The organism is Flavisolibacter ginsengisoli DSM 18119 (genome assembly GCF_900129295.1).
In the GTDB taxonomy this organism is placed as follows: domain Bacteria; phylum Bacteroidota; class Bacteroidia; order Chitinophagales; family Chitinophagaceae; genus Flavisolibacter; species Flavisolibacter ginsengisoli.
The window spans coordinates 331,629-357,018 of record NZ_FQUU01000004.1 but is presented as its reverse complement, the minus strand read 5'-3'; the positions used below and the strand labels follow the sequence as shown (position 1 = coordinate 357,018).

At 37.9% G+C, this 25,390-nt stretch carries 25 protein-coding genes; 13 read left to right on the top strand and 12 right to left on the bottom strand.

Annotated elements, in window-relative coordinates; all coding sequences use genetic code 11:
* Position 1 precedes the first annotated feature (1 nt).
* Positions 2–1,000 (top strand): GSCFA domain-containing protein, encoded by a 999-nt coding sequence (locus tag BUA53_RS07080; protein WP_072834648.1) that lies wholly within the window; start codon positions 2–4, stop codon positions 998–1,000.
* 39 nt (positions 1,001–1,039) lie between these two features.
* On the opposite strand, the gene miaE is transcribed toward BUA53_RS07080, so the two are convergent.
* Positions 1,040–1,660, bottom strand: coding sequence for a MiaE family protein (gene miaE, locus BUA53_RS07075; protein WP_072834647.1), 621 nt, complete (start codon positions 1,658–1,660; stop codon positions 1,040–1,042).
* A gap of 458 nt (positions 1,661–2,118) precedes the next feature.
* Here miaE and rpsO point away from each other — a divergent pair, with 458 nt between their 5' ends.
* From rpsO to BUA53_RS07045, 6 genes are all read left to right on the top strand, one after another.
* Positions 2,119–2,388 (top strand): 30S ribosomal protein S15, encoded by a 270-nt coding sequence (gene rpsO, locus BUA53_RS07070; protein WP_072834646.1) that lies wholly within the window; start codon positions 2,119–2,121, stop codon positions 2,386–2,388.
* A gap of 102 nt (positions 2,389–2,490) precedes the next feature.
* On the top strand, positions 2,491–4,707 hold the full coding sequence (pnp, locus tag BUA53_RS07065) for a polyribonucleotide nucleotidyltransferase (protein WP_072834645.1): 2,217 nt from the start codon (positions 2,491–2,493) through the stop codon (positions 4,705–4,707).
* Positions 4,708–4,765: 58 nt separating this feature from the next.
* Positions 4,766–5,572 carry a 50S ribosomal protein L11 methyltransferase gene (gene prmA, locus BUA53_RS07060; protein ID WP_072834644.1) on the top strand — a complete coding sequence of 269 codons (807 nt, stop codon included), beginning with the start codon at positions 4,766–4,768 and terminating at the stop codon, positions 5,570–5,572.
* A gap of 71 nt (positions 5,573–5,643) precedes the next feature.
* Positions 5,644–6,297, top strand: a complete 654-nt coding sequence (gene plsY, locus BUA53_RS07055; RefSeq protein ID WP_072834643.1) for a glycerol-3-phosphate 1-O-acyltransferase PlsY — start codon at positions 5,644–5,646, stop codon at positions 6,295–6,297.
* A gap of 202 nt (positions 6,298–6,499) precedes the next feature.
* Positions 6,500–7,192 carry a M48 family metallopeptidase gene (locus BUA53_RS07050; RefSeq protein ID WP_245793043.1) on the top strand — a complete coding sequence of 231 codons (693 nt, stop codon included), beginning with the start codon at positions 6,500–6,502 and terminating at the stop codon, positions 7,190–7,192.
* 163 nt (positions 7,193–7,355) lie between these two features.
* Positions 7,356–7,808, top strand: coding sequence for a hypothetical protein (locus tag BUA53_RS07045; protein ID WP_072834642.1), 453 nt, complete (start codon positions 7,356–7,358; stop codon positions 7,806–7,808).
* A gap of 49 nt (positions 7,809–7,857) precedes the next feature.
* Here BUA53_RS07045 and BUA53_RS07040 read toward each other — a convergent pair whose 3' ends face one another.
* The 4 genes from BUA53_RS07040 to BUA53_RS07025 all read right to left on the bottom strand — a co-directional run bounded on the left by BUA53_RS07040 (position 7,858) and on the right by BUA53_RS07025 (position 11,222).
* Complete coding sequence (locus BUA53_RS07040; protein WP_072834641.1) at positions 7,858–8,121, bottom strand: hypothetical protein; 264 nt, start codon at positions 8,119–8,121, stop codon at positions 7,858–7,860.
* A gap of 95 nt (positions 8,122–8,216) precedes the next feature.
* Positions 8,217–8,468: a hypothetical protein gene (locus tag BUA53_RS07035; protein ID WP_072834640.1), complete on the bottom strand. Its 252-nt coding sequence runs from the start codon at positions 8,466–8,468 to the stop codon at positions 8,217–8,219.
* Between the two features lie 163 nt (positions 8,469–8,631).
* Positions 8,632–10,767 (bottom strand): elongation factor G, encoded by a 2,136-nt coding sequence (locus tag BUA53_RS07030; RefSeq protein ID WP_072834639.1) that lies wholly within the window; start codon positions 10,765–10,767, stop codon positions 8,632–8,634.
* Positions 10,768–10,847: 80 nt separating this feature from the next.
* Positions 10,848–11,222, bottom strand: coding sequence for a hypothetical protein (locus tag BUA53_RS07025; protein ID WP_072834638.1), 375 nt, complete (start codon positions 11,220–11,222; stop codon positions 10,848–10,850).
* A gap of 162 nt (positions 11,223–11,384) precedes the next feature.
* On the opposite strand from BUA53_RS07025, the gene dnaG reads away from it, so the two are divergent.
* Positions 11,385–13,412 carry a DNA primase gene (gene dnaG / locus BUA53_RS07020; RefSeq protein ID WP_072834637.1) on the top strand — a complete coding sequence of 676 codons (2,028 nt, stop codon included), beginning with the start codon at positions 11,385–11,387 and terminating at the stop codon, positions 13,410–13,412.
* A 179-nt stretch (positions 13,413–13,591) separates the two neighbouring features.
* Entirely contained in the window at positions 13,592–14,086 is a 495-nt protein-coding gene (locus BUA53_RS07015; protein WP_217652947.1) for a hypothetical protein, read from the top strand.
* 19 nt (positions 14,087–14,105) lie between these two features.
* Here BUA53_RS07015 and BUA53_RS07010 read toward each other — a convergent pair whose 3' ends face one another.
* Positions 14,106–16,169 (bottom strand): TonB-dependent receptor, encoded by a 2,064-nt coding sequence (locus BUA53_RS07010; protein ID WP_072834635.1) that lies wholly within the window; start codon positions 16,167–16,169, stop codon positions 14,106–14,108.
* A 350-nt stretch (positions 16,170–16,519) separates the two neighbouring features.
* Between BUA53_RS07010 and BUA53_RS07005 the strand changes: the two genes are divergently transcribed.
* A complete protein-coding gene (locus BUA53_RS07005) occupies positions 16,520–17,146 on the top strand; it encodes a metallophosphatase domain-containing protein (protein ID WP_072834634.1) in 627 nt (208 codons plus the stop codon).
* Here the strand turns inward: BUA53_RS07005 and BUA53_RS07000 are convergent.
* From BUA53_RS07000 to BUA53_RS06985, 4 genes are all read right to left on the bottom strand, one after another.
* The gene (locus BUA53_RS07000; RefSeq protein ID WP_072834633.1) at positions 17,141–17,884 is read right to left on the bottom strand and encodes a LytR/AlgR family response regulator transcription factor; all 744 of its coding nucleotides are present in this window, start codon (positions 17,882–17,884) and stop codon (positions 17,141–17,143) included. The genes BUA53_RS07005 and BUA53_RS07000 overlap by 6 nt on opposite strands.
* Positions 17,859–18,536 (bottom strand): sensor histidine kinase, encoded by a 678-nt coding sequence (locus BUA53_RS06995; RefSeq protein WP_245793041.1) that lies wholly within the window; start codon positions 18,534–18,536, stop codon positions 17,859–17,861. The genes BUA53_RS07000 and BUA53_RS06995 overlap by 26 nt, the downstream gene beginning before the upstream one ends.
* 372 nt (positions 18,537–18,908) lie before the next feature.
* Positions 18,909–19,268, bottom strand: coding sequence for a DUF4288 domain-containing protein (locus tag BUA53_RS06990; RefSeq protein ID WP_072834632.1), 360 nt, complete (start codon positions 19,266–19,268; stop codon positions 18,909–18,911).
* Between the two features lie 25 nt (positions 19,269–19,293).
* Positions 19,294–20,091: a LiaF transmembrane domain-containing protein gene (locus BUA53_RS06985; protein WP_084079871.1), complete on the bottom strand. Its 798-nt coding sequence runs from the start codon at positions 20,089–20,091 to the stop codon at positions 19,294–19,296.
* A gap of 170 nt (positions 20,092–20,261) precedes the next feature.
* Here BUA53_RS06985 and BUA53_RS06980 point away from each other — a divergent pair, with 170 nt between their 5' ends.
* Together BUA53_RS06980 and BUA53_RS06975 are read left to right on the top strand one after the other, a co-directional pair.
* Entirely contained in the window at positions 20,262–20,843 is a 582-nt protein-coding gene (locus BUA53_RS06980; protein WP_072834631.1) for a Crp/Fnr family transcriptional regulator, read from the top strand.
* Between the two features lie 363 nt (positions 20,844–21,206).
* Positions 21,207–21,737, top strand: coding sequence for a YceI family protein (locus BUA53_RS06975; protein ID WP_072834630.1), 531 nt, complete (start codon positions 21,207–21,209; stop codon positions 21,735–21,737).
* Positions 21,738–22,091: 354 nt separating this feature from the next.
* On the opposite strand, the gene BUA53_RS06970 is transcribed toward BUA53_RS06975, so the two are convergent.
* Both BUA53_RS06970 and BUA53_RS06965 read right to left on the bottom strand, forming a co-directional pair.
* Positions 22,092–23,714, bottom strand: a complete 1,623-nt coding sequence (locus tag BUA53_RS06970; RefSeq protein WP_072834629.1) for a tetratricopeptide repeat protein — start codon at positions 23,712–23,714, stop codon at positions 22,092–22,094.
* 18 nt (positions 23,715–23,732) lie between these two features.
* Positions 23,733–24,578 carry a universal stress protein gene (locus tag BUA53_RS06965; RefSeq protein WP_072834628.1) on the bottom strand — a complete coding sequence of 282 codons (846 nt, stop codon included), beginning with the start codon at positions 24,576–24,578 and terminating at the stop codon, positions 23,733–23,735.
* 119 nt (positions 24,579–24,697) lie between these two features.
* On the opposite strand from BUA53_RS06965, the gene BUA53_RS06960 reads away from it, so the two are divergent.
* Complete coding sequence (locus tag BUA53_RS06960) at positions 24,698–25,390, top strand: response regulator transcription factor (RefSeq protein WP_072834627.1); 693 nt, start codon at positions 24,698–24,700, stop codon at positions 25,388–25,390.

The window sequence follows — 25,390 nt, the reverse complement described above, 5'->3', positions numbered from 1 at the left end:
AATGAAGTTTCACTACGAATTTGATATCAAGAAGTTACCTGAGCCTATAACGCACAAGGATAAGTTATTTCTCATTGGCTCCTGCTTTACAGAGAACATTGGCGAAAAATTGAAAAGATCTGGATTTACAATAATGGAAAATCCAAATGGTATCTTGTTCAATCCTGTTAGTGTGGCAGAAGCTATAACCGGTTATATAGAAAATGTTAGCATTGATGAAAAAGATCTGTTTTACCTGAATGAAGGATGGCATAGCTGGAAGCACCATAGCCGGTTTTCTTCCATAACAGCTAAGGATTCGGTTGAAAAAATTAACACTGCAACCGGGAATGCCAACAGCTTTCTCAGGCAGGCTGATTATATAATGATCACGTTAGGGTCTGCATGGGTATATACATTAACAGAGAAAGCATTAAATGCCCGTGTAGGAAGCATAGCTGGTAATAACCACAAAGCTCCCTCAGATTGGTTCAACAGAAAATTATTGATGCTTGAGGAAGTGCTGAAAGTCCTTGATAATGTCATTCACCGCATTTTTCTTTTCAATTCAAAGGCCAGGATCATATTTACCATAAGCCCGGTCAGGCATTTACGGGAAGGCGTAATAGAAAATAACAGGAGTAAGGCCTTACTGATACAGGCTGTCCATCATTTAGTAGATAAATTTGATAAGCTCTTTTATTTTCCTGCTTACGAGTTGGTAATTGACGACCTGCGTGACTATCGTTTTTATGCCGAGGACCTGGTACACCCGAATTACTTTGCCACCCAATACGTTTGGGAGAAATTTGTTGATGCCAGTATGAACGAAAAGACGCGAAGCCTGATCAAGGAAATTCAATCCATTCAGCTGGCTTACCAACATAAACCATTCAACGTGGCTTCAGAACAGCATAAAAAGTTTCTAAAAAGCTTTTATGATAAGACTGCGGCCTTGGTAGACCAGCATCCCTATCTAAACCTGGAAAAAGAATTGGCTTTTTTCAAATCAGGACTTTAAGAATTATTAAGGGTCAAAGAATTATTGTATAGGGCTGGGTCAATGAATCCTGTCACCTCTTACATCAAGCTTAGAAATGATCACTGCCTCGTATTCCAGCCATTCCTGCCATCTTTTCCTGACCTTTTCCTTATCTATATAAGTTTCTGCCAGTTCAATAAAAAGGGTATAGTGCCCGGCTTCACTTTCCATAAAGCGGCGGTAAAACCTACGCATGTATTCATCTCCCAATCCTTCACTCAACCTTTTAAAACGTTCGCAGCTCCTGGCTTCTATCATGGCCATCATAAGTAATTGGTCCAGGAGCCTGCCTTCTTCAGCACCTCCTGTCTGGCAAAAAGTAAAAAGGGCATTAGCGTAAGCATCCTTTCTCTGCAAACCCAGTTTTAAGTTCCTTTTTTGCAATTCTGCCAATACAAGCCGGAAATGGCCCCATTCTTCAGTGACAATCGGTGCGAGGGCAATGACCAGCTTTTCTTTCTGGTTGTATCGCTGTATGAGGGAAATACAACTAACAGCCGCCTTTTGCTCGCAATAGGCATGATCACTTAGAATTTCTTCCAGTGATTTACCCGCCAGGTTTACCCACCTTGGATCGGTAGGCAAATGGAGTCCTAAAATGGCCCTGGTATCAGGTGAAATAGGTTCATGCGTTTCCATCACACAAAAATATCGGCTTCAGTGTCAATAAAGTAAACTCCCATCGAAATCGGCAAAAAGGAAAGCTCATAAACTCGCATTAGAATGGTTTTGCTCCCATAGTAAAGGCTTCGCTTTAATGGTCAGCCATTCTACTTCAAAGACTATTATCTAAGGCCTATGCAACGCCTATGTGCCGCCTATGTAACGGCTATGTAACGGCTCTTTAAAGAGTCGCAACTAACCTGGCATATGGCTATTTAACAGGCTTTACAAGAGGAGCTAGCATATTATTTTGCTTGTAAAATGTTGGTGGAAAAATGGAAGTTATGCAATAAAATACTTATATATTGGTGAACTTAATCTGCTTTTTCATGATTTAGCTCTTAGGTTTAAGCTCTTTTTAGCAAGGTTTTACTTACCTTCGCCGCCAAAATATACTAAGGTATCTAATCGGATGCAATTCTAAAAAATTCACGATGTCAGTAACAAAAGAAAAAAAAGCTAACATTTTTGCCAATTTTGGCGGTAAGGAAACCAACACAGGATCTATTGAGGGTCAGATCGCTTTGCTAACTGAACGCATCGCACAAATCTCAGGTCATCTTCAACAAAACAAAAAAGATTTCTCTACTCACCGCGGCCTTATGCAATTAGTAGGTAAGCGTCGCCGCTTATTAAACTACCTGCAAAAACATAACCTGCAGGGTTACCGTACTTTGATTGAGAAATTAGGAATCAGAAAATAAGTTAAGTATAGAATTATAAGCTACCTCCCAACTTCATTCAGTTGGGTTTTGGCTTTTATACCGGCTTATTTTTCAACTATCAAACACCCTCAAATTCTAATCATGTTATCACAAAAGTTCAGTAAAACATTCAGTATAGGTGATGGTCGTGAAGTGACCATTGAAACCGGCAGGCTTGCCCGCCAGGCAGATGGCTCTGTAACCGTTACCATGGGTAACAGCATTTTGTTAGCTACTGTTGTAGCTACAGAAGAGCCTAAACCCGGTCAGGAATTCTTTCCATTAAGCGTTGACTATATGGAAAAATTTGCTTCGGCAGGCCGTATTCCCGGATCCTTTTTTAAACGTGAAGGAAGGCTTAGCGATGGAGAGATATTGATCTCCCGCCTCATTGACCGTGCCTTACGCCCTCTTTTTCCGGATGATTATTTCTGTGAAGTGCAGGTTATAGTAACGCTGATTTCTTCTGATGCGGAAGTAATGCCGGATTCACTGGCTTGCCTGGCTGCATCTGCAGCATTAGCCGTTTCGACTGTGCCTATCCAGGAGATCATTTCTGAAGTACGGGTTAGTCGTATTGATGGAAAATTCAGGATCAATCCAAGCCGCAGTGAAATGGAGAAGTCTGATATGGACTTTATCATTGCAGCCACCGAGAAAAATATCATGATGGTGGAAGGTGAGGCTAAGGAGTGTAGTGAGGAAGATATTGTTAAAGCTATTGAAGCAGGCCACGAAGCAATAAAAGTTCAGATCAAGGCACAACAGGAATTGAGAGATATGGTTGGTGTTACTTCTAAGAGGGAGTATGCCAAGCCAGAAGAAAATGTGGTATTACGTAAAAGGGTAGAGGAATTTGCAAAGGCAAGAATTGATGCCGATTCACGTGCTAACCTGCCTAAAACAGAACGTAAGGAAAACTATAAAAAGCTTTATGAAGAGCTGAAAGAAGTGATCACTAAAGAAGCAAATCTTGCCGAAGGCGAAGACCTGAGTGATGAAACTAAGAAGCTTATTAAAAATTACCTTGCCGACCTTCAATATGATGTGGTTCGGGATATGATCCTGAATGATAAAATACGTCTTGATGGTAGAGGCCTTGACCAGGTGCGTCCACTGGATATGGAAATTGATGTGCTGCCAACTCCACATGGATCAGCATTATTTACCAGAGGAGAAACCCAGTCCTTAACAACAGTAACATTAGGAACACCGCTTGATGAATTACTTGTAGAAAGTGCAGCTAAATCTGAATATTCCAAGTTCATTTTGCACTACAACTTTCCTCCATTTTCAACTGGTGAAGTAAAGTTTTTAAGAGGACCTGGTCGTCGTGAAGTAGGACATGGTAACCTGGCTCAGCGTTCACTAAAACAAATGCTTCCGGGAGCTGACTATGCTTACACGCTGCGCGTGGTAAGCGATATCCTGGAAAGCAATGGTTCTTCTTCAATGGCTACTGTATGTGCAGGTTCCCTGGCATTATTTGATGCAGGTGTTCCTATGCCTAAGCACGTAGCTGGTGTAGCAATGGGACTGATATCTAAGGAAGGAAAATTTGCTGTGCTTACTGATATCCTTGGTGATGAAGATCACCTGGGAGATATGGATTTTAAAGTAACAGGTACACGTGATGGTATATGCGGAATTCAGATGGATATCAAGGTTGATGGGTTAAGCATGGAGATCATGCGTAATGCCCTTGAACAGGCACGCCGTGGACGGATGCATATTCTTGATGCCATGTACAATTGTATACCAGAAGCCCGCTCTGATGTGAAGCCACATGCCCCTCGTATGGTGAAAATGTTCATTGACCGCGAATATATCGGTGCAGTGATCGGGCCAGGTGGAAAAGTGATACAGGAAATACAACGCGAAACTGGTACTACCATCAATATTGAAGAGAAGAACAATATGGGTGAAGTGAGCATTTTTGGTACAGATAAGGAAAAAGTAGATAAAGCTCATAATTGGGTGAAGGGAATAGTAGCTGTTCCAACTGTAGGAGATGAGTATGAAGCAGTGGTGAAATCAATCATGCCATATGGAGCTTTTGTTGAGTTCTTACCTGGCAAGCAGGGATTGCTGCACATATCTGAAGTAAGCTGGAAGCGTTTGGAAACACTTGAAGGCGTATTGAATGAAGGTGATAAAGTAAAAGTGAAACTGACAGGTACTGATCCAAAAACAGGTAAGTTCAAATTGTCACGTAAGATCTTATTGCCAAAGCCGGAAGGTCAGCAAAGAATGGACAGGCCGCAAACCGGTAATGGACAGGACAGGCAGCAAGAGAACAGACCACAGGAAAATCAATAATAAAATCGTTTTCGAAAAGTAAGGCTGCCTGTTGAGGCAGCCTTTTTAATTTTACAAGATGAATAGTATTCAGGTTAATATAGAGGCCAATGAAGAGCAGCAAGAAATACTGATCAGCCTGTTGGAAGATTTGTATGCTAACGGGTTTGAACAAACGCAGGATGCATTGATAGCATATTTCCCGGAGAATAATTTTGAATCCTATGCTGTTAATGAAGTTTTGAGGCCATACAAATATGCCATTACCACCCTGGAAGCACAAAACTGGAATAAGTTATGGGAGAGCAATTTTGAGCCTGTTATTGTAGAGGATTTTTGTGCTATAAGAGCCGAATTTCATAAACCTTTTCCGGATGTTGCGCATGAGATAATCATCACACCTAAAATGAGCTTTGGTACTGGACATCATGCTACCACCTACATGATGATTCAGCAAATGAAGGATATAGATTTTGTTGGTAAAACAGTATTTGATTTTGGAACCGGCACCGGCATTTTATCTATCCTTGCAGAAAAGCTTGGCAGTGAACAGGTTCAGGCCATAGATATTGATGAGTGGAGTATTGAAAATACAAAGGAGAATATTAACAGGAACGGGTGCTCTAAAATTAATGTAGAGCTTAGTACAGAATTACCTGAGCAGAAATTTGATATAATACTTGCTAACATAAACAGGAATGTGCTTTTGGAATATATGGCCGGCCTTAAAGGCATACTTAAGCCTTTAGAAGGTCAACTTTTATTAAGCGGACTTTTAACAACTGACCAGGATATTATTACAGAAGCGTGCGCTAAACATGGGCTGAGCTTAAATAAAAGGCAGGAAAAAAATAATTGGTTATCCTTATTGTTTGTTAATGGGTAATGATTTAAGACTTAAATACTATTAACTCTAGCCGAATTTGATTAAATTTGCCTTGCTTCAACCATTATTCTATGAATGAGGTTTTATTAATTGTACTAGCTTATCTCATTGGTAGCATTCCTACCGCTGTAATTATCAGTAAAGTTTTCTTTGGGTTTGATATAAGAGAATACGGAAGTGGGAACTCAGGAGCTACTAATACCTATAGGATATTAGGACCAAAATGGGGTACAATTGTAATGATTGGCGACATGCTTAAAGCTATTGTTGCTGTTAAGCTTGCTTTCTTTTTACCTAATTCATTTGAAAATGATATATACCTGGTCAATATGCAACTTGGCTTAGGCCTTGCTGCTGTGGTCGGTCATATATTTCCCATCTGGGCAGAATTCCGGGGCGGAAAAGGGGTTGCATCCCTTTTTGGAATGGTTCTCGGTATCCAGCCAAATGTTGCCCTTTGTTGTGTTGGGGTTTTTATTCTGGTATTATATTTAACCAGGTGGGTATCTTTAAGTTCTATTCTTGCAAGTATTGCATTCCCCATATTCATTCTCGTCATCTTCAATGAACCTGAAAAGCTGTACAGGGTTTTTGCTTTAACCGTAGCCATGCTGGTTTTGCTTACGCACCAGAAAAACATTGGCAGACTGATTAACGGTAGTGAAAGCAAGGTTCCAATTTTAAAGCACCGTGACCGTCGCCGTAAGGAGCGTGAAAAGCTTTAACAAAACAGAAGTAAGCCTGCCGTCTTATAGGGTATCTATACACTTTGGTATAATCATTGAATCCCTAACAGTAAAAAATATAAAGATGGTAAGGAAAATAACGGCCTTTTTTTTGGCCGCAACTTTATTCGTATCCTGTTCAACTAACACTATTACAGGAAGAAGTCAACTTAAATTATTGCCTGAATCTGAACTGCAATCCATGGCAGTGCAACAATACCAGCAATTTTTATCAGAAAATAAGGTAGTTAGCGCATCTGCTGACAGGGATGCTGAAATGGTAAGAAGAGTAGGGCAAAGGCTGTCTACGGCCGTAGAGAAATACTTTGCATCAAAAGGTTTACAAAACCAACTTGAAGGTTATAAATGGGAGTATAATCTTGTAAATAATAAAGAAGCCAATGCCTGGTGTATGCCTGGTGGTAAGATAGTAGTATATACTGGTTTATTGCCGTATACGCGAAATGAGGCAGCTCTGGCTATTGTTTTAGGTCACGAGATAACACACGCAGTTTTTCAACATGGAAACGAGAGAATGAGCCAGCAAATGCTTCAGCAAGGATTAGGTTCTGCACTTTCAGTTGCTCTGTCTAATAAGCCAAGTACCACACAAAACATATTTTTGCAGGCTTTCGGTGTAGGTTCATCTTTAGGTATTTTGAAATTTTCAAGAGCTGATGAATCTGAAGCTGACCATTATGGTCTTATTTGGACAGCTCTAGCTGGATATAATCCACAGGAAGCGATTCCATTTTGGCAAAGGATGGCCTCACAAAGCAATTCAGCGCGCCCACCTGAGTTCCTTAGTGATCACCCCTCAGATAGCAGGCGTATCAATGATATCAAAAAATGGATGCCAGAGGCAATGAAATATTACAAGCCCATGGGTAAGTAAATAGATTAAATTTTTACAGAAAAACCCGCCAATCGTGGATTTGCGGGTTTTTTATTGGCTCATTAGTTGGTAGAAAGCAGTATTTTCCGTACTTTTGCGTGCCTGTTTGTGTGAAAAACCTTAGTACTACTTCACAACGTTTAAAAAAAACAGTTATCCCGGTATGTCACAAACAATTTTAGAAAAGCTTCAACTTAAAAACGAAAAGAACATTTTAATCCAGGGCCTTCCTTCTTCAATTGAAAAACAATTTTGTAAACTTTCTTTCGCAAAGAATCTTACTCCATTGTTACGATCCAGGAAAATAGATTTTGCTTTGGTTTTTGCTGTGAGTGAGAACCAATTGAATAGTATCCTGGATGACATTATGCCTGCTTTAAAAGAGGAATCTAAGCTTTGGGTTGCTTATCCTAAAGTAACTTCAAAGATTACTACCGACCTGAACAGGGATGGTAGCTGGAGCAAACTTGCAGAAGCTGAATATGAAAGTTCAGAGCAAGTATCATTAGATCATGTATGGCACGCCGTATACTTTAAAAAGAACGGTTTGCTTGAGGAACTTGAATTGGAAGAAACAGTCGTTGTTAAGCGTAAAACTAAATTAGCCAACGCTTAAAAATTAAAAGAGATAGTGGAAAGAGGGTGTAATAGCCCTCTTTTTCTTTTTATGCCTCTTTTATAAAATCCTCAATATACATTCCGAGCACTGAGGATAACGGAGTTTCTTTTTCTAATTGTGCATCTATCCATTTCCTGGATTGTCCCATTTTTTTGATCAACACGACTGCTCCGTTGACCAGCTTGCATTCAAATAATAGTTCTTCTGCAGATTTTAAAAGTTTTACATCTGCAGTTCCAAACAAACCATAATAGGGATAACTGATGCTGAATTGATTTGTGGATTGCACATAGGATAAAAAGGCACCCATAAGGCAGAGGTTTTAATATGATTGGATTTATTGTTAGGCTGTAATAAAGAGGATAACAAAAAGGCCGGACAATTTCTTGCCGGCCTATAGTATTATCAGTTATTTAAGTTTGCCAGAAAATAACCTTCTTTATGAAGGACCGTCTTATTAGGAATAGCTGTTAATAAAGAATCCTTTACTAATTTTTCAACTAATCTTAATTGGTTATCCTGGTCGCCGGACTGTGCTATTAATTTCCAGCTTTCAATTTTCATTAGGGCTCTTTTGCTGGTCTTTACAACATGACGATCGAGCCACTCCGACCTTTCGGCCAGGTACAGTTGATGATTACGAAAATAGGCATGCATAGGAGGAAGATTTTAATAATTGGTAGCTTTGTGCTTTCAAAATAATAAGAAAACTTCAGAATTTCCTAATCCTCCCGAAAATTTCCTTTGTTTACATAAAAACACTTAGCCTGTATATTGGACTACCTAATGAATTCTTAGGTTAAAATCTATGGTGTTGCAATTATGCTAATACTTCAGTTGTTGATTTATTGTATTCCTCGATTAATTTTTTCTGTAATTCATATGTCATTGGCTGGTAGCTATCAAAATGCATTTTAAACTTGGCCCTTCCCTGGGTGAGTGACCTGAGAGAAGAAGAGAAACCGTACATTTCTGATGCAGGAACCTTAGCTATAATTTTTTGAAAATGACTTTCTGAATCCATACCCTCTACAACACCTCTGCGGCTTTGAAGATCACCCATTACAGCGCCGGTCAGGTCTTCAGGACATAAAACCTCTACTGCATTGATAGGCTCGAGTATTTGGGGGTCTGCCTGTTGGAATGCTTGTTTGAAAGCCATTATACCAGCGATCTTAAATGATATATCATTAGAGTCTACAGGATGCATTTTGCCATCATATACACTTACCCGAACATCTCTAACATAAGAACCCGTCAATGGGCCTTCGTGCATTTTTTCCATAACTCCTTTAAGAATGGAAGGCAGGAAACGGGTATCAATAGCGCCCCCGACTATACAATTATAGAACACTAATTTTCCTCCCCAGTCAAGGTTAAAAACTTCACGGCCTCTTACATTCAGCCCTTCGGGTTCAGGCATACCCTCATACCATGGTTCTATCCTCATATATACTTCACCAAATTGGCCGGCACCTCCAGATTGCTTTTTATGGCGGTAATTGGCTTCAGCCATTTTCCTGATGGTTTCCCGATAGGGGATCCTTTGTTTTCCAAACTTAACTGGTACTTTATGCAGGTTCTCTATTTTCCATTTTGCTACTGCTAAATGCATATCTCCCTGGCAATGGATAAGTGTTTGTTTTAGTTCCTGTGACACTTCTACAATGAGTGTAGGGTCTTCTTCTCTTAACTGGTGAAGTGCCTGGGCCAGCTTTTCCTCTTCTCCTTTATTGACTGGTTCAATGCATACCGTCATGTTAGGCGAAGGAAATTCAATAGGTGGCAATTCATAATTTTTACCCTTTATATGAAGTGTATTATTGACATGGGTATTTCGTAATTTTAAAGTGGCACCAATATCGCCGGCAACTAGTTCGTTAACAGGCAATCTTTTGTTGCCTTCCATAAGGAATAACTGGTTTATTTTTTCATTAACCCCATTAGATTCATTAATCAGCTCCATGCCAGTTCTGATAGTACCCGAAAAAACCTTGAAGAATGATAGATCTCCTACATGAGGTTCAGAGATAGTTTTATAAATAAATATGCATGCAGGTCCATTTTCCTGGCAAGGCAATTCTTCGTTACTGTTAGTTATTTGCGGAGGCATTTCATTAGCGCTGGGGCAAACATTGTCAATGAATCCCATTAACCGCCCACTACCCATATTGCGTTCCGCACTCAGACAGAAAACAGGGAACAGGTCGTGCCTGATCATAGCTTTTTTCATACCTGCTTTCATTTCATCCTCTGTAAGTTCACCTTGGTCAAAATATTTTTCCATCAGGGTTTCATCATTACTTGCAATAGCCTCTACAAGTTCTTTATGCAGTTTTTCTGCTTTTTCTTTTTCAGAATCGGGAATATCGAGTTTATCAGGTTTGCCACCAGTGTCATTGAATTTATACATTACCATTCTCAATACATCAATGATCTCATGAAAACCCGCACCTTGCTGCCTTGGATATTGTACAACCGTAACATTAGATCCAAAGTTGTCCTTAGCCTGCTGAACTGTTTTATCAAAGTCGGATTGTTCATCATCTAATTTATTAATAGCAAGGATCATTGGGGTTTTGAAACGTTCCGTGTATTCCCAAATTATTTCGGTTCCAACTTCAACTCCCATAGTTGCATTCAATAACATTACCCCGGTATCTGCCACACGCAATGCTGACAGAACTTCTCCCACAAAATCATCATAGCCCGGGGTATCTAGAATGTTTATTTTAAAGCCACGCCATTTTGTATGCATTAGTTTGGAAAAAATAGAATTGCCGCGTTCCTGTTCCAGCGGATGGTAATCACCCACTGTTGTATTCTCATAAACAGAACCGCGGCGGGATAGCAATCCAGCTTCAAATAACATGCACTCCGCTAAGGTTGTTTTGCCAGAGCCGGCATGGCCCAGCAAAACAATATTTTTGACATGAGAGGTATCAAACTCTGGCATAAAATAAAGTTTTAGGTTGAGGCAATAGAGGTTTTATACATACATTTTGCTGTATGTTTTTAAAAATGAAATATGAAATATTATAGACAGCTAGTCTTGCTGACAAATCTTTGAAACTCGTTCCGTAGTTCCTGTAGCAGGCTTTCTTCGTGTAAAAAATCGTTCAATAATTGCTCATGTTCTGCATAAGTAGATTCAGAAAGCTGGTCACCTTCGGTCATTATCTTCTTCTCGTGAGATTTAATGGATTGTTTGAGATCGTGAATGTTAATGAGCTGGATGTGAAATTGATTGTCGTAGTGTTCTACTTCCTGGAGTTGTTCTTTAGTAAGGGAGTTTTTACATGTTTCCTGGAGCGCCTTTTTGAAATCATTTAATTCGAGGCGATGATTTCTTAATATTTGCCGCCATTCGGCGCTTTCGGCGGACAACTGTGAGATGTCTGTCTGGACCATGGGATGAAGGGTTTATTGTTAAAAAATAGGTTTTTTCGCTTCACTATCCCCGGTGTAGGATGGTACATTAAATTTAAACCTCTTTAGGCTTAAAAAAATAAGATTTTTATCATCTTAAATGCTTACATTAATCAGACTTGAGGTCCCTATATTTGCTATCTTGTGATTTCCCCTAATACGATACAACAGATCCTTTCACGGATCGATATAATTGATGTAGTTGGGAACTTTGTCAAATTGAAGAGGCGAGGTTCAAATTATTTAGGTAACTGTCCTTTTCATCATGAAAAGACCCCATCCTTTACAGTATCCCCTTCAAAAGAGATATTTAAATGTTTTGGGTGCGGTAAAAGCGGTAACACCATTTCCTTTATAATGGAACATGAAAAGCTTTCTTATGTGGAAGCTTTAAAATGGCTTGCCAACCGGTATAATGTTGAGGTGGAAGAAACGGAGACTTCCCCTGAAAAAAAGCTCGCACAGCAAACTTCAGAAAGCCTTTTTATCATCAACCAGTTTGCACAACAATTTTATTCTCATCAGTTGTTCGAAACTGATGAGGGTAGAAATATCGGTCTTGAATATTTAAAGGAAAGAGGGTTTAATGAAGATACTATAAGGAAGTTTGGGATTGGGTATGCACCAGAGAAAAGAGATGTTTTTGTAAAAGAGGCATTGCACCAGCAATATAATCCTGAGCTTTTACAAAAAGCAGGGCTTGCAGTGGAGAGACAGGGGCAACTGGTAGATAATTACCGTGACCGAATTGTATTTCCAATTCACAATAATAGTGGTAAGGTTATAGGCTTTGGTGCCAGGCTTATCAAAAACAATGAAAAGGCACCTAAGTATATAAATACCCCTGAGAACGAATTATACGTAAAGAGTAAAATATTGTATGGTACTTATTTTGCCAGGCATGCTATTGATAAAGCTGATGAATGTTTACTCGTAGAAGGTTATACAGATGTAACTTCCCTGCACCAGGCAGGTATTGAAAATGTTGTTGCAAGTGGAGGTACTTCTCTTACACAGGACCAGTTAAGACTGATCAAAAAATATACAAGGAACCTTACAATCATTTATGATGGGGATGCAGCGGGTGTTAAAGCAGCCATGCGCGGGCTGGACATGGCCCTGGAGGAAAGTTTAAATGTAAAATTGGTGTTGATTCCGGATAAAGAAGATCCGGACAGTTATGTGAAAAAAGTTGGAGCTACTGCTTTCAGAAATTTTATACTTCACAATAAAAAAGATTTTATCCTTTTTCAAATAGAAGTTTCTCTAAAAGATGCTGGAACAGATGCTAATAAGAAAGCAGCTGTGGTAAATCAAATTGCGGAAACGCTTTCCAAAATAGACAAAACAGAAGATTTTACAAGGCAACAGGATTATATAAGGCAATCCTCAGAATTGTTACATGTAGATGAAACAGGATTTACTAACCTGGTAAACAAGTTTATTCGTAACCGTATTTCCATTACAGAGAATAAGATTCCTTTTGATGAGGCAAGGTCTATAGAAGAGAATGCAAGGCAGGCCGCTGAGAATAATTATAGTGATCAGACCTTTAACCTTCTGTTTAAAGATGATCTCCAGGAAAGAGAAATCGCCAGGATACTTTTAGAACATGGGTATAAGAAATGGGATGATTCACAGTTAATAGCACAGCATGTATTAACGGAGATACCAGAAGAAGATCTCATCGATAATGAAGTTATTGTGAAGTTTATACATACCTATAAGGATGTATTGGCAGACCAAATAAAGCCAGATAAGAATTATTTCTTATATCATCCGGACCCTGTTATAAGTACCCTGGCTGTTTCGTTAGCTTATTTTCCCTATGAGGAAAGCCCACACTGGAAGAGAGAATTAAGTCAATCAACGGGGTATCAAAAAAGTCTTTTTGAACAGGATTATAAAGATTTCATTAATTCCCTTCGTCCTGAGAATGAAGAAGACCTTATGAGCTTTTTAAATATGCAAAAGGATACTACAAATGAAGAAGTGGAAAGTGCGATCAATTATTTGAAACTGCGTAAGGTGAAAAGACTTCTGCTGGAAAATCAGCAGGACCTTGAAAAAGCCAGTTCCGGAGAGCAGCAAACTTTGTTCTTAACACACGTTCATTTGAAACAAATGGAGATAGAGCTTTCGCGCAAGTTAGGATCAGTTGTTATAAAATGATTGTAAATCCCTGCCTTGGTTACAAACAGCTTATTCTTATCCATTGAGGAATACCCCTAAATAGGAAATGGTAAATCTATTCAACACTTTTCCATTATTTTAATACATACACCCTTTAAAATAGCTGGCATTGATTTTTTATTATTTAGTAAGGATTTGGTATTTCTAAAATGAATGAAATGAAAGCTTTATATGCACTGGAGGGAGGTATTGCAGGAGCAACCGCAATGACCTTGATCCATGAAACTGTAAAAAATAAAGTCCCTAATGCACCCAGAATGGATCTGTTGGGAATGAATGCACTTGCCAAAGGTTTAAAAGTGATTGGTGCAAGGACCCCTAACGAAAGAAGCCTGTATGCATGGACATTGGCGGGTGATATCATCAGTAATAGTTTGTTTTATAGCTTCGCCGGAATAGGGCAAAAAGAAAATGCCCTGACCAGGGGAGCCGCTTTAGGGTTAGCTGCTGGTCTTGGGGCAGTATTATTACCTAAACCAATGGGTTTAAATGACCGCCCCAGTAATAAATCCCTTGAAACAAAGATCATGACTGTTGGATTATATGTAGTGGGTGGTTTAGTTGCAGCAGGGGTGATGAATTTGTTAGCCAGGAAAAAGCATAAAAAGAATGAAGATTGGGAGCGCCGTCTTGTAACATCTTCAATGGCTTAACTTTTCAGGTAAAAGACCCTTATTGCTTATTTGGCATCCAATTCAATTGAAGACTGATAAAAAAGCTTCTTCGGGGTGCAGCATTATAGTATCTGCCACCAGCTACATTAATATCATTTCCAAGACTATATTCCTGGTCCAGTAAATTTTCTATCCCACCCGAAATAGAATATTTATACCAGCGATTTAGTTTGCCGTGGTAACCCAGGTTTAAGCTCAATAGGTAGTATTCTTTACCGAATTCACTATTGGCATCATTCAATGCGATCTTATCGCTATAATAACCTGCGATATTTCCAAAAATTCCTTTATTGAAATTCACATCAAGTCCAGCTGAAATACTATGTGGAGGAACTCCTGGTAATAACTTACCCGAAAAATCAGTATTTACCTGCTTAAAGCTTTTATACTTGAAATTGTGATAGGTATGACTTACCCACAGTAAACTATTATTGATAAATGATAGGTTGGATAATAAAGGATAACTTAAGTAAGTTTCAATTCCTTTCTGATCTGTCTTTCCTGCATTTACATAATAATCCCCTCCATAAGCATCTTTTCGCTGCACAATAGTATTCTCAAGGGAAAAATAAAATGCATTTATATCAATATATAACCCAGAAGTAGTATTTGCCTTAAACCCTAACTCGTAATTGGTTCCTTGTTCTGCCTGTAAGGTGAGGTTTAATGCACTACCTGAGGGGCTTAGCTCAGCTGTGGTTGGAGGCGAAAACCCTTTTGACATCGAAGTATAGATCATTATATCCTTCAATTTTCTTGAAATGGAAAGTCTGGGCATTAGACTGTAATTAAGATATCTTTTTAAAACTCCTGCTGTAATGGGTTGAAATCTTTGCAGTTCAAGTGAAGACTTGTTTAAGCTGGCTCCGGCTGAAAAAATCCAATTGGCAGAATTTAAAGATGCCTGGGAGAAAAAGAACCAGGATCTGTTAGAGAGATCGTCATGCGTTTGCAAAGAATCTGCACTCCCTTCTTTGTTTTTATATACATCAATAGTTGCTAGTTCCTGTTGCCACTCAGTTCCGGTATTCCACTTTAATGTGGAGTTTTTAAATGGATGTTCATATTGAAAACTGGAACGTACCCCAGCATGTGGTTCTGCATTCTTTCCGTAATTACGGAAAGTTGGATTTTTTAATTCTGTAAACATTCCATAGGCTGTTGTTTTATTTTGCCATTCGCTGGCGAATTTTTGGGAAAAGGAGAGTCCTGCTATAAATTCCTTTTGCCTTATTGAGGCATGACTTTGAATTGCTCCTGGAAAGCTACCAGTACCAGGTCTTGCTGCGGAGGGGTCTTTAGTATATTCGGCAAGGTTTAATCCTCCTGGAGTTTCGTAAAATAAATTACTAAGTAAGAAAGTGGTTTTTAAAAGTTGATTCTGGTTGGGCTTGTAAATGCCATTCCAGCTGATAATTTCCTTATGTAGGCTTGAATGTACCCGGTAGCCAGTGGATTTCTGAACCTGTAGATTTACTACGTTTTCCCATTTCCCATTAGAAGTTCTAAGATTTGTATGAAAGAGAGATGATCCATAGCTACCTAAAGTAAGGCCTAAGGCAATTCCTGGCTGTGTTGAGTCACTTGTTTCGCGAATCAATAATACTCCGCCTGTTCCAGCTCCATAGATACTACTTCCCGGACCTTTTATTATTTCAAGGTTATTAAAGTTATAATATCCTAATTGGTTCAGATAGGTTTGTCCTCCCGGGTCTGTAATAGGGATATCATTATAGTACACTTTTACATTTCGAACACCGAAGGGAGAACGTAGGGAACTTCCCCTGATATTAAACCTGTAACTTCCAGGAGATCTTTCCTCCATGTGTACTCCAGGAGTAGAATTTACTGCCATAACTATGGAATAGGGACTATATCTTTTCAAAGCCCTTTCTCCAATATAGTTGATCGCAACCGGAACGTTTTTTAACCGGTTGTTGTGTTCAAATGCATGGATTATTACTTCTGGAAGGGTATTTTCTTTAGTGGTATCATATTGTTGTGACTGAGCTACCAATGAGTTTATAAATAGAAAAGAAAACAGGATAATGGAAATCTTCATAAGCAATGAAAGTAAGGTTTAGTGGCATAATTACTGCTCCATAAAGATTCATCAATATTTGGAAATAAAAAATTTGTATTGCAAGGACAAGGGGAAAGCCTATTAATTAAACATCCATGGGAATAGGGGCAAGCGATTAAATAAACCAACGTTTTTCAAGAGTTGAAGTAGGTGATGAACCAAATTCCGGAAAAGAAACGGAATTAAAAAGTATGCATTGGATACTTTGCAGGAAAAAGTTTTCAAACCATAATACCCTTAAGCACTAAGGTGAAATTGATTTCAATAACCTAATTTCATAGAGCTGTTCTTTAATACAGAACGGTTTTATTTTTATAAAAATATTATTCTTGAAGTTTGTTGGCATCGCAGATACTCATTCCCGTCATAGAGGTATTATTCTGCCTAAAGGCGATGTGCTCATTCATGGGGGTGATATAAGTTACCGGGGCGAAAAGCTGGAAGTTGAGGATTTTCTTTCCTGGTTTGCCAAACAGGATTTCGAGTTTAAGATCTTTATTGCAGGCAATCATGATTTTCTTTTTGAGAAAATAAAAACAAAGGAATTGGAACGATTGCTTCCAGATGGAGTCATTTATTTAAATGACAGTGGAATAGATATCAGGGGTATTCATATATGGGGTTCGCCTATTACTCCAAAATTTTTCAACTGGGCATTCAACAGGACAAGGGGAGAAGCTATTAAAAAACATTGGAAACTGATCCCGGCTGACACTGATATTTTAATTACTCACGGTCCGCCATATGGAATTTTAGACCAGGTGGCGAATGAAAGCCATGTTGGTTGTGTGGACTTGTTGCAGACCGTAAAAGTTATCAAGCCTAAGGTGCATTTTTTTGGTCATATCCATGAATCATTCGGCATCAGAAATACAGTAGATACAAAATTCATTAATGCCTGCCAGATGAATGAAATATATCAACTTGTAAATAAACCTGTTGTTTTCGAATTATAAACCCAAAACTTCCCGTAGCCTGGGATACCCGGTTTTACTAACAGGAACTCTTTGACCAGATCTCAGGATAGCCAGGTGGTTATCTTTTTCGTATGGGTCGATCCGGGTAATCTCCTGAACATTGATAATATAGGAACGATGGATACGCACAAACACTGTGGGAGGTAAAGTATTTTCAAAATGGCCCATTGTTTTATTTTTCAGGAAAGCCCCCTCACGTGTATGTATCTTTACATAATCATCAGAAGCTTCGAAGTAAAGGATATCTCTGAAGGGAATAATTTTGATTTTTCCAGCAGTTTTTACTACTACGCGGTCTGTCTGTGAAGGACTGCTATTTGCTGAATTAAGAAGCTGCGTTGTTGCCTCCTTTTGTTTCTGCATATTTGTTTGATCAAGAAATTTATTAAGCGCCTTTTTAAATCTCTCTCTACTAAACGGTTTCAATAAATAATCAATAGCATGTGTTTCAAATGCTTTAATGGCATATTCATCAAAAGCGGTAGTAAAAATAACTGCAGGTGCAGGGTCTACTAATTCAAGCATTTCAAATCCATTTATTTTTGGCATTTGTATATCAAGAAACACCAGATCGGGTTGCAACTGCATAATCGCTTTTACCCCTTCAAATCCATCATTGCATTCCGCAATCAGTTCAACTTGTGGATATTCACTCAAATACTCTTTGATTATAGACCTGGCCAAAGGTTCATCATCTATAATTATTACCCTGATCATGTTGCGGAATTTTTATAGTAGTGTTAAACATGTTATTGTCAATACTTGTTTGTAAGAGGTCCTGTCTTGCAAATAAAAGAAAAAGTCGTCTCTGAATGGAATGAAGACCAAATCCTGTTCCTTTAAAATTACTGGTTTGAGGATCAAAGGGATTGCTGATGATTATACAAAGAGTATCATCTTCCAGAAAGGCATTTACTGTAATGGTAACTGAATCGGTAGTGTCGTACAAACCAAATTTTATGGCGTTTTCTACAATTGGCTGCAAAAGCATAGCAGGTAGATAACTGAGTTTTTGGGTGTTGTTCTCAATGATAGTGAAAAGCCGGTTGCCAAATCTCAACTTTTCTATTTCCAGGTATAATTGTAAATGATCAAATTCTTCTTCCAAACTTGCCCACTGTTGTTCGTCTTTTTTCAATGTTCCCCTAAGGAAATCTGATAATTGTTGTATCATAGTACGAGCCTGCTGTGGATCTGTACCAATAAGTGCATTGATGGAATTCAAGCTATTGAAGAGGAAATGAGGCTGTAACTGCTGCCTGAGTTTAAATAATTCTGCTTCTTTTGAAAGTTTTTGAGCTTCAGACTTTCTATTTTCTGCTTCCTGCTGATCCTGTGTGGTGTACCACAGCACGCTGATCAAAGACATACATCCAATGATTAAAAAACCAATTGCTGCTCTTATAAATATAGAATCTGACAAAAATGAAATATATCCTGGGATATTACCGAGTAAAAAGGACAGGATATATTTGGACAGGAACAACCATAAAATTGATAAGGTTAAGACAATGGCGAGTATATATCCATATTTATTTTTTTCCGGAATATAGAATTGAAGCATTATGGTCACCAATAAGGAAGATGCCGCCAGGAGCATATTGAAAAGAATGCTATCGGAGACTGAAATTTGCCAGCTAAATCCGAAACTTGTTATTATCATAGCATGGCACAAGGCCCATATGCACCATAAAGTTCCAAAAAGGATGCGGAAACGGATTGTTTTGGTGAGCGCAGTCACTTAAAAAGAATTCAGAATTTGATGTGATTGTCCATTTTTAATTGAGTCGGCTTTCATATTTACTAAGTTGGTGTAAGCCAGTGCATCTTCCACTTCATTAATCCTTGAATAGATCTCGGCACCGTCAATTATCTTGTTAAGATAGAACAACTCTGAAATGTTAATGAATTTCCAGTGCACCAATTCACTCTTTTGATTATCGAAACTTACTTCTTCACTCACACCTGTGGCATATGCCTTTTCATATGCCTCTGTTTCATCCTGTGCAGTTATTAGCCGTAGTTGCTCATCAAACTGTGGTGTATGGTTTCCCTCGCCAATTACAACCTGGTAAACTAATTTAACTATGTACCATTTCATTTTGTAAATAATTTGATGAAATGAATCAAAAGCTTCTTATCTCAATACCTCCAAACATACAGGTGCCGTCGAGTATCAGGACTTTATTTGCATCCATATTAACCCCAACTACCTGGCGCTTATCGTCTACACCTCCAAAGATGGCAGTTACATCGCTTTGCACATCCCACGAAGAAGGAACAATGAGTTTTGTCCCACCGAAAATATTGGTTGTGTCAATTACCACGCGGCCATTAAAATCTGCCTGGGATAAATTGATCTCGGAGCCACCCATAAAGGTGACAATATCCCCACCCTTAAAGTTCTTACTCAGAATATTTTTTTTTACCCCTCCAAAAATTGCAGTAATGTCTATAAAATCTCTCCGATCTGTTGCCATTGACTCATTACTAACAGATGGGGTGTTTTCTTCAATGACATGTGAACTTCTCCATGCATCCCTGTGTTCATATTTCCATTTACGCCAATGACTTCTCTTAGGTCTTAAGATAAATATCAACCCAACAGCTATTATTATGAAAGGGGCAATGAAACGGTCAAGATTAAGTGATGGATTTATATCATCAGCCAGGGAGAATATACCAAACAACAACAGAATGATCCAAAAGCCGCCTTTAAAGTTATGACGCAGACCTGAGAACAGTCCAATGGCGATAAGTATCATTGGCCAGCTAAAAAACCACGAAGGAAATACAATTATATTTAATGCATTTATTAACAGCAGTCCTCCAATTATCACCAGCATCAATCCCGCTAATATCCTGTTCTCGCTTCTTCTTTTACCCCATTTTCTTTCTATCTCAGATTTAAATTCTTCGTTCATTTTCTAATTTTTAAACAAAATAAATGGTTGTAAAAGCTGTAGGCAAGCGCTAACAGGTAGCTTGATGGTTAATTGCCGGTAAAATCAGTAAATCTGCCGGTAGAATTCCCCAGGGTAATAAATTACCGGAGTAAACCAACTCCACTATTTTTGCTATTAACACTAAGCCAATGTTTGAGTTATTATTTCAAAAATTTGATGAAAAAGTAAATTTGACTGAAGAAGAAAAAGAATTAAGTAAAACCTTCTTTGCCCCTAAAAAGCTTCGTAAGAAACAATATCTATTACAGGAAGGTGATCCCTGCAGGTCTATCGCCTTTGTGGAAAAAGGGATGCTTAGGCTTTATGCCATTGATGAAAAGGGTGCAGAACATGTGGTTCAATTTGCCTTTGAAGGCTGGTGGATAGCTGACCAATATAGTTTTTTAACCGGCGAACCTTCAATATATACCATTGACGCCCTTGAGGATTGTGAATTGCTGTTATTAACCAAACAGGCAGAAGATCAGCTAATGGAAAAAATACCCAAAATGGAAAAGTATTTCAGGATCTTATTGCAAAATAACCTTATAGCAACGCAGCGCAGGCTTATGAGTTCATTGAGTCATTCCGCAGAAGAAAAATACCTGGAACTTGTCACATCTTGTCCTACCATTCCTCAGAGAGTACCCCAGCATATGATGGCCAGCTACCTTGGGATTACACCGGAAACCCTGAGCAGAATAAGAAAGCAAATGTCTCTAAAAAGGTAATAGTTTAATTAAGCCTTATTAAATCTTGCAGAAGACGATTTCTTTACCATCCACCAATTTAAAACTTTACTACTAAAGCGCTTGATTTACATCAATGTCTTTTCTTAGCTTATCTCAATGGTATTGAAAATACCATGTAATAGCTTTGTGCAACAGATCAAATTGATACAGTACCAGGATGAACGTTAAGAGGCTAAAAGGTAGAGCTATTTAAGAATAGCGATATAGTTGTAAGCTTAGTATTTATAATGAATCAGGCTGGTTGTCTCAAGGGTAAGATTTTTGTAATGATAAATAAACTTATGTCCTTACATTAATGTTCAAACTTTAATTTATTTTTATATAACCGTTAAAATAATAGCTATGGCAATTTCATGGAAGATAGATCCAGCACACTCAGAGATTCAATTCAAAGTAAAGCACCTGATGATAACTACTGTTACAGGCTATTTTAGAAATTTTGATTTGGAAGTTGAAACCCAGACAGAAGATTTTTCATCTGCATCCCGTATTGAATTTACTGCAGAAATTGATTCAATAGATACAAATAATGCTCAAAGAGATGCTCACCTTAAATCAGCTGACTTTTTTGATAGCGAGAATAATAAGCAGATCAAATTTGTTGGGAAGGAATTCAATGCCGATGGTGATAAGGCAAATTTAAAAGGTGACCTTACTATAAGAGGTACAACGAAACCTATTACTCTAAATGTGGAATATGGAGGAATTGTGGTTGACCCTTATGGACAGACCAAAGCTGGCTTTACTGTAAACGGGAAAATAAGCAGAAAAGAATATGGGTTAACATGGAGTGCTGTAACTGAAGCGGGGCAGGTAGTAGTAAGTGATGAAATAAGGTTATTGGCTGAGATCCAATTGATTAAACAAGCCTAAGCCTAATATTCTTACCGGATAAAACGTAATATGGAAACATGTTGCGTTTTTTTATGTCTTAAAGTAAAAGAAAAGGGCCTTGTTAAAACAAAGCCCGTCCATTAATTATCACCAAAAAGAACTACTTATGAGATAAGTGTCTTGTCAAAAATGGTTAAAAAGAATTAAGAATGATTAAGATAGAGATTAGAACTATATTAGAATTTATCGTTTCATTATATTGAGTTTTCTTTCACTTTATTTATAAGTATAATTCTTTCTAATTCTTAGTGTTATGAGTGTCAGATAAAAAATGCCCCGCTCAATCGCGGGGCTGAAAACCAACCAGTACACATAAAAAACACAATACTTAACTTACTTACTTCCCTCAGTTGAATTATTTTTTTCCAGTATAGCTATATATCGTTTAGCATCTGCATTATCAGGATCTACTTCAAGAACTTTTTCAAAATAATCTACAGCCTCATTATAATCTTTTTGCGTATTTGCTTCATATGCTGCCAGGTATGCATAAGCTTCTACCATCCATTTTTTGTAGTTTGAGTTGGTAGTATCGGATTGCAAAACTTCAATTAGTTTTTTGTAAACTGGTATTGCCAATCCTTCTTTCATGTCTTTATCTAAAGATGCATTGCTTCTGGCTTGCCAGTAGTAACCAAAGCTTTGTTCAGGATATTTTGCGACATACATTCCGAAAACTGAATCAGCCATTTGAAAATCCTGAGCTAAATAATTAGCTAAACCCCAGTTGAAGAGATCGACATTTGTAGCCTTATCATTACCTGTGTAATATTTTTCCATCCATTTTGCTTCTGAAGCATAATCTTTATTTCCTTTAGCTATACCTGCCAGTTTTTTATAATAATTGAAAAGTGCTGTAGAATCTTTCATTAGACCAGCTGCTTTTTGTATAAAAACTATTGCTGAGTCCTTTTTATCGGTTGTATTAGCGTATAATCCAGCCATTAATTCAAAATCCTTTGCTATAAGGTTACTATCTTCTTCCTTTTCAAAGTATTGCTTCATATAATCTAAAGCTTTGCTGGAATCCTTAGTTTCTACATAACTATAGGCTAATAATTTATAGATACGTGGCTCCAGATCAGTACCATGTTTTGCAATTAAATCATTTGCTTTTTGAATAGCTTTATCATATTCTTTATTTAGGTAAAGCAGGTCCGTAAGGTCATATTGAGTTCTGATTGAAGGATCGGATTTTGTTAAATACTGATTATATAGTTGAAAGGCTTTAGGGACGTCATGATAAAAATTATAAACGTAAAGCTGGTATAATGCAGGTGCATACTCGGGGTCTGCAGCCAGCGCTTTATTAAAGTATTCCAGGTATAATTCTGGATTCTTTTGTGTGAGAAATATTTCGCCTATCTTATAATCTGCGGCTGCATAATTTTCATCTTCATCTAATGCTTCCTTATAGGCTTTATATGCCTCAGTGCCATTATTTAATTTACGATAAGCATCACCTAGCAGAACTTTCCACGCGGGGTTATGCTTATCTCTTTTAATAGCCTTTGTTAATAGTGAAATGGCATAATTGGCATCCCCGGTTTTATATTCAATATAGGATTGTGCTATAGAACCCAAAACTGTTTCATCCTTTTCTTTCGTTTCTTTTAGCGCTGCATTAAATAGCTGAGAAGCTTCAGTTTTTTTATCCTGGAATAACAAAGCAGAACCTAAGGCTACCTGGTATAAGGGTTCTTCCCGAATGGTGGATGGAGCTTTTAATAGGGTATCATAAGCCTTAATGGGCATTGCTTCAGCCAGGTATGACATGGTTAAACCAAGCCAGGCTTCCGGCTTTTCAGGTTGTTGATTTAGTATAGAATGATATTCATTTTCTGCACTATTATATCTTTCATGATAATACAGATGATGCGCAGTTTCCAGGGATTGAGCTTTTAATGCAATACTTCCCAGAATAAATGGGCTAAATAATAAAATTATTTTCTTCATGTGCTGAATTTTATGTGTTTAATAATTGGTACGGTTTAATGCAAGCACCTGGACTTTTGATCCTGGTTCCAGAATATCTGATATATGCCGGTTCATCCATCCCCCCCTGGTTTCAGAAGTTGTATCAAGCAATAATACATCTGCATTTATTTTTTCTGCAAAGAGCATCAATGCCTTTGCCTTATTGCTTCCATGGAGAACAGAATATTCTACCTGGCAATGAATGGAATCCTTTAACCATTGATAGACCTTCAAAAGCGCACTGGCAGAAAAATCTGCAGGTATATTATTTTCATCCGAAAAAGTGACCAGATAGACCTTTAAACTTGTTTTCCTGGACAATGCAGTGATAGCATCCATTTTATACCTTGGCACCTCGGTGGTGATCGGTACAACTAATGTCCTTATCTTATTATGTAATGAACCTGGCTTTACAGTTAAAACAGCACTACCTGTAACCTCACACAATTCATTAGGAAGTACTGTATTTAAAAATGGTAACCAAAAATGATTGGATTTCTTTCCAATAACTACCAGGTCTGCTTTCAATTGCATAGTTTTTTTTTCTATACACATCTGAATTGAGGAATGATGCTCTAAACTAATGTCAACTTTTAAAGTAGGAATTGAATCTTCCATACATTTTTTCCAGTCTGAGAGCATTTGTTCTGCTGGCAATGTATACCCATCCTGGTAATTTCTTTTTACAACAGTTATAATATTTGATTTCATTTGGTGGTTTACATGCAAAAGATGAATGGTACCTGTTTGCCTATCCACTACTTCCAGCGCTTTTTTGATAGCCACTTCTGTATTTATTGAAAAATCTACCGGGACTAATATGGTTTTAAATGACTGACACATAATAAACTGTTAACTTGAGTAAATCTAAGCCTGTCGTATTAATGCTGAATTAATCATGCATTAAAATGCTATTAGAAGCTGAAATTCTGTAACTGTTATTCGTAAATTGCCGTTAACACATGGATGAAAGAAAAATACTGATAGTAGAAGATGAGCAAAAAATTGCTGACACATTAAAGCTCGGCCTGAGTGAGAATGGCTATTATGTGGAAGTTGCATACGATGGACAGATCGGCTTGAAACTGTTTGAACAACATGAGTTCAATCTGATTATTCTAGACATTAACCTTCCCGGATTGAACGGTTACCAACTATGTAAGATTATACGTTCACGTAGCCCCCATATTCCTATAATTATGCTAACTGCTTTAAGTGCTCTGCAGGACAAAATAGAAGGATATGATGCAGGAGCGGATGATTATATTGTTAAGCCTTTTGAGTTCAAGGAATTAATAATGAAGATCCGCGTATTGTTGAAGCGAACAATGGACCAACATATCCCGGTAGGAAATGTTTTACATGCATCGGATCTTGAAATGAACCTTGATAGTAAAGAGGTTAAAAGAAATGGAGAGTTGATCAACTTAACAGCTAAGGAATTTCAGTTGCTCGAATATTTAATACGCAATAAAAACCGTGTAGTTTCAAGGGCCGATATTGCAATAAATGTATGGGATATTGACTTTGATACAAATACAAATGTTATAGATGTGTATATTAATTACGTAAGAAATAAGATAGATAAACGTTTTGAAAAGAAATTAATACAGACACAGGTGGGGATGGGTTATATTTTAAAAGAAAATGGCTGA

What these genes read in the sequence shown, in the direction of transcription:
- BUA53_RS07025 (WP_072834638.1), bottom strand. Translation starts at nt 11,222, where the DNA reads ATGGTCCAGACAGACATCTCACAGTTGTCCGCCGAAAGCGCCGAATGG.
- plsY (WP_072834643.1), top strand. Translation starts at nt 5,644, where the DNA reads ATGAATGAGGTTTTATTAATTGTACTAGCTTATCTCATTGGTAGCATT.
- BUA53_RS06970 (WP_072834629.1), bottom strand. Translation starts at nt 23,714, where the DNA reads ATGAAGAAAATAATTTTATTATTTAGCCCATTTATTCTGGGAAGTATT.
- BUA53_RS07080 (WP_072834648.1), top strand. Translation starts at nt 2, where the DNA reads ATGAAGTTTCACTACGAATTTGATATCAAGAAGTTACCTGAGCCTATA.
- BUA53_RS06965 (WP_072834628.1), bottom strand. Translation starts at nt 24,578, where the DNA reads ATGTGTCAGTCATTTAAAACCATATTAGTCCCGGTAGATTTTTCAATA.
- BUA53_RS06985 (WP_084079871.1), bottom strand. Translation starts at nt 20,091, where the DNA reads ATGAACGAAGAATTTAAATCTGAGATAGAAAGAAAATGGGGTAAAAGA.
- prmA (WP_072834644.1), top strand. Translation starts at nt 4,766, where the DNA reads ATGAATAGTATTCAGGTTAATATAGAGGCCAATGAAGAGCAGCAAGAA.
- BUA53_RS07040 (WP_072834641.1), bottom strand. Translation starts at nt 8,121, where the DNA reads ATGGGTGCCTTTTTATCCTATGTGCAATCCACAAATCAATTCAGCATC.
- BUA53_RS07010 (WP_072834635.1), bottom strand. Translation starts at nt 16,169, where the DNA reads ATGAAGATTTCCATTATCCTGTTTTCTTTTCTATTTATAAACTCATTG.
- rpsO (WP_072834646.1), top strand. Translation starts at nt 2,119, where the DNA reads ATGTCAGTAACAAAAGAAAAAAAAGCTAACATTTTTGCCAATTTTGGC.
- BUA53_RS07035 (WP_072834640.1), bottom strand. Translation starts at nt 8,468, where the DNA reads ATGCATGCCTATTTTCGTAATCATCAACTGTACCTGGCCGAAAGGTCG.
- BUA53_RS06980 (WP_072834631.1), top strand. Translation starts at nt 20,262, where the DNA reads ATGTTTGAGTTATTATTTCAAAAATTTGATGAAAAAGTAAATTTGACT.
- BUA53_RS07030 (WP_072834639.1), bottom strand. Translation starts at nt 10,767, where the DNA reads ATGCCAGAGTTTGATACCTCTCATGTCAAAAATATTGTTTTGCTGGGC.
- BUA53_RS07015 (WP_217652947.1), top strand. Translation starts at nt 13,592, where the DNA reads ATGAAAGCTTTATATGCACTGGAGGGAGGTATTGCAGGAGCAACCGCA.
- BUA53_RS07000 (WP_072834633.1), bottom strand. Translation starts at nt 17,884, where the DNA reads ATGATCAGGGTAATAATTATAGATGATGAACCTTTGGCCAGGTCTATA.
- BUA53_RS06975 (WP_072834630.1), top strand. Translation starts at nt 21,207, where the DNA reads ATGGCAATTTCATGGAAGATAGATCCAGCACACTCAGAGATTCAATTC.
- BUA53_RS06960 (WP_072834627.1), top strand. Translation starts at nt 24,698, where the DNA reads ATGGATGAAAGAAAAATACTGATAGTAGAAGATGAGCAAAAAATTGCT.
- BUA53_RS06995 (WP_245793041.1), bottom strand. Translation starts at nt 18,536, where the DNA reads ATGTCTTTGATCAGCGTGCTGTGGTACACCACACAGGATCAGCAGGAA.
- BUA53_RS07045 (WP_072834642.1), top strand. Translation starts at nt 7,356, where the DNA reads ATGTCACAAACAATTTTAGAAAAGCTTCAACTTAAAAACGAAAAGAAC.
- BUA53_RS06990 (WP_072834632.1), bottom strand. Translation starts at nt 19,268, where the DNA reads ATGAAATGGTACATAGTTAAATTAGTTTACCAGGTTGTAATTGGCGAG.
- miaE (WP_072834647.1), bottom strand. Translation starts at nt 1,660, where the DNA reads ATGGAAACGCATGAACCTATTTCACCTGATACCAGGGCCATTTTAGGA.
- pnp (WP_072834645.1), top strand. Translation starts at nt 2,491, where the DNA reads ATGTTATCACAAAAGTTCAGTAAAACATTCAGTATAGGTGATGGTCGT.
- BUA53_RS07050 (WP_245793043.1), top strand. Translation starts at nt 6,500, where the DNA reads ATGGCAGTGCAACAATACCAGCAATTTTTATCAGAAAATAAGGTAGTT.